The 2,138-nt window shown below is 51.5% G+C and carries 1 protein-coding gene and 1 pseudogene; one reads left to right on the forward strand and one right to left on the reverse strand.

Going from position 1 to position 2,138, the window contains the following annotated elements:
* Positions 1-290: pseudogene (locus Q0614_RS00830) on the forward strand (hypothetical protein); the annotation flags it as partial.
* Between the two features lie 628 nt (positions 291-918).
* On the opposite strand, the gene Q0614_RS00835 reads toward Q0614_RS00830, so the two are convergent.
* Positions 919-2,138: aminotransferase class V-fold PLP-dependent enzyme (locus tag Q0614_RS00835; RefSeq protein WP_298785853.1), on the reverse strand; the 1,220-nt coding region annotated here is incomplete at its 5' end.

Raw genomic sequence — 2,138 nt, forward strand, 5'->3', positions numbered from 1 at the left:
GCGGCATCAACCGCTTCACGCTCGAAATCCCGCTGATTTTCATGGCGTCGGATAAATTTAAAGAGCAAAACGCTGATCTTTGGGCGCGCATCGCGGCAGCCAAAGACAGGCCGTTTTTAAACGACGATCTCATCCACGCGATTGCGGAAATTTTAGAGATGACCGACCTCCCCGAGTTTGACCCCGCTCGCTCGGTGATAAACGCGGATTTCAACGCCTCGCGTCCGCGCATCATCGAGGGGGTCGATTACGATAAGGTTTACAAGCTGCAAAAGGAATTTGGCGAGTAAATTTAATGAAATTTTACGCCTTTTAGCGGCGCAGAATTTCGCTTCTTAAAATTTGCGCTCTTATCGCAAGCGCTCGCGCCCTAATTTGGCTTTCGGACGGGCGCGGTCGCGTCAATTTACGCCGCCACGAGCTCTGCGGTAAAATTTCTCGCCGCGTAAGTCTGCCGAGTAAAATTCAGCTTTGTAAAATTTCAAAATTTTGCGGCTAAAATTCCACGGCGCAGAATTTTCCATGCGTTCACGAAATACAAAAATTGCGAAGCTCATTCGAATAGCGAAATTTTGAAATTTCGGAATTTTAAAATTTGGCGGTGTAAAATTTATCCGCGCGGCACGGAATTCTACCGCTCAAATTTCACGGCGCAAAATTCCTCAGCACAAAATTTACCGCCAGAATTCAGCTCACAATTTAAAATTTCAAAATTCTAAGCCGCGAAATTTTATGCCGAAAAATTTTACGTTCCAATCGGCACGGAGTATCTGCTGCCCGAGCCGCGCATAAAATTCTACGCTTTAAAATTCCAAGCCATAAAATTTTACGCTGCGAAATTACACCGACAAAATTTTATGTGGCAAAATCCCGCGCCGTAAAATTTAAAAGCGGCTCTTGCTACAAAATTTCGCGAGCTCAATTTATGCTGCCGCAGCGATATTTGCCCGCTACGAAGGTGATTTTATCGCGAATTTTAGCAATCTGTCTTAGCGCCTCCGCCAAGAAATCCACATCGCTTTCATCGTGGACGAACGAGAAGCTAGCCCGCACCCAAGCGGGTTTGCGCGACATTTCGGTATCGGGCTGCAAACCGAGCAGATCAAAGCCGTATGGCGCTGCACAGTCGCAACCTGCGCGGGTCTGGATTTCAAATTTCTGCCCGAGCACCCCGGCCAGCGCGTCTGCGCCGAGTCCTTGCATATTAAAAGCAAAGATCGGCACGCGCGGCGCGGTGAGATTGCCGTAAATTTCAATCTCTGGGATCTTTGAAATTTCGCTTATGAAGCGCCTGCAGATCGCCTCTTCGCGCGACTTGATCGCCTCTAGTCCCGCGCTTTTGCGAAGCTTTAGAGCAAGATAAGCTCGCACCAGCGCGATGATGCCCGGCGTGCCCGCTTCTTCCAAGCGCTCCTTGTCGATTATAAAGCGCTGAGTTAGGGCATCCGCGTATTTGATCGTGCCGCCTCCCGCGAACGTCGGCTCCTCGCCGCGCAAAAGCTCCTTTCGCACCGCCAAAATCCCGCTAGCGCCTACGCCACCCAAAAGCTTGTGCGCGCCGAAAAACATGCCGTCGCAAAAGCTGGTATCTACGTTTTCGTGCGCGATGAGCGCGCTAGCGTCCACGAACAGCCGTCCGCCGTGCGACTTGAGCATCAAGTAAGCGCGCTTGTAATCGAGCTTAAGCCCCGTCACATTCGATGCTGCGGTAAGCACGCCGTAAATTTCGCGCCCTTTGTTTGCGGATAAAATTTCGCCCAAGCGCGCAAAATCCATCAGCCCGCTTGGATCCGGCGGAACGCGCACGACCTCGCAAAGCCCCTGCCTTAGGCTGATCTCCACGGAATGGTGCTCAAAAGGCGAGATGATGAAAAGCGGCAGATCTTTTAGGCTCTCGCGCCGCAAACTCAGCCTATCTCGCGTTGCTGGCGGCAGGTAGATGCCTAGAATTTCCCAGAGCTTCTTTATTGCCGCAGTTGCACCAAATCCGCACGAGATCAGATAGTAGCGCTCCTCGCAGCCCAGAAACTCTTTGATTTTCGCCCTTGCATTTTCGTAGTAATCGCTCGTGATCTCGGCGTTGGCTCCGCCTGCGGAGTGGACGTTGGCGTATGTTGCAAGCACGCGCTCGATCTCCG

This window comes from uncultured Campylobacter sp. (assembly GCF_937997595.1).
Taxonomy (GTDB): domain Bacteria; phylum Campylobacterota; class Campylobacteria; order Campylobacterales; family Campylobacteraceae; genus Campylobacter_B.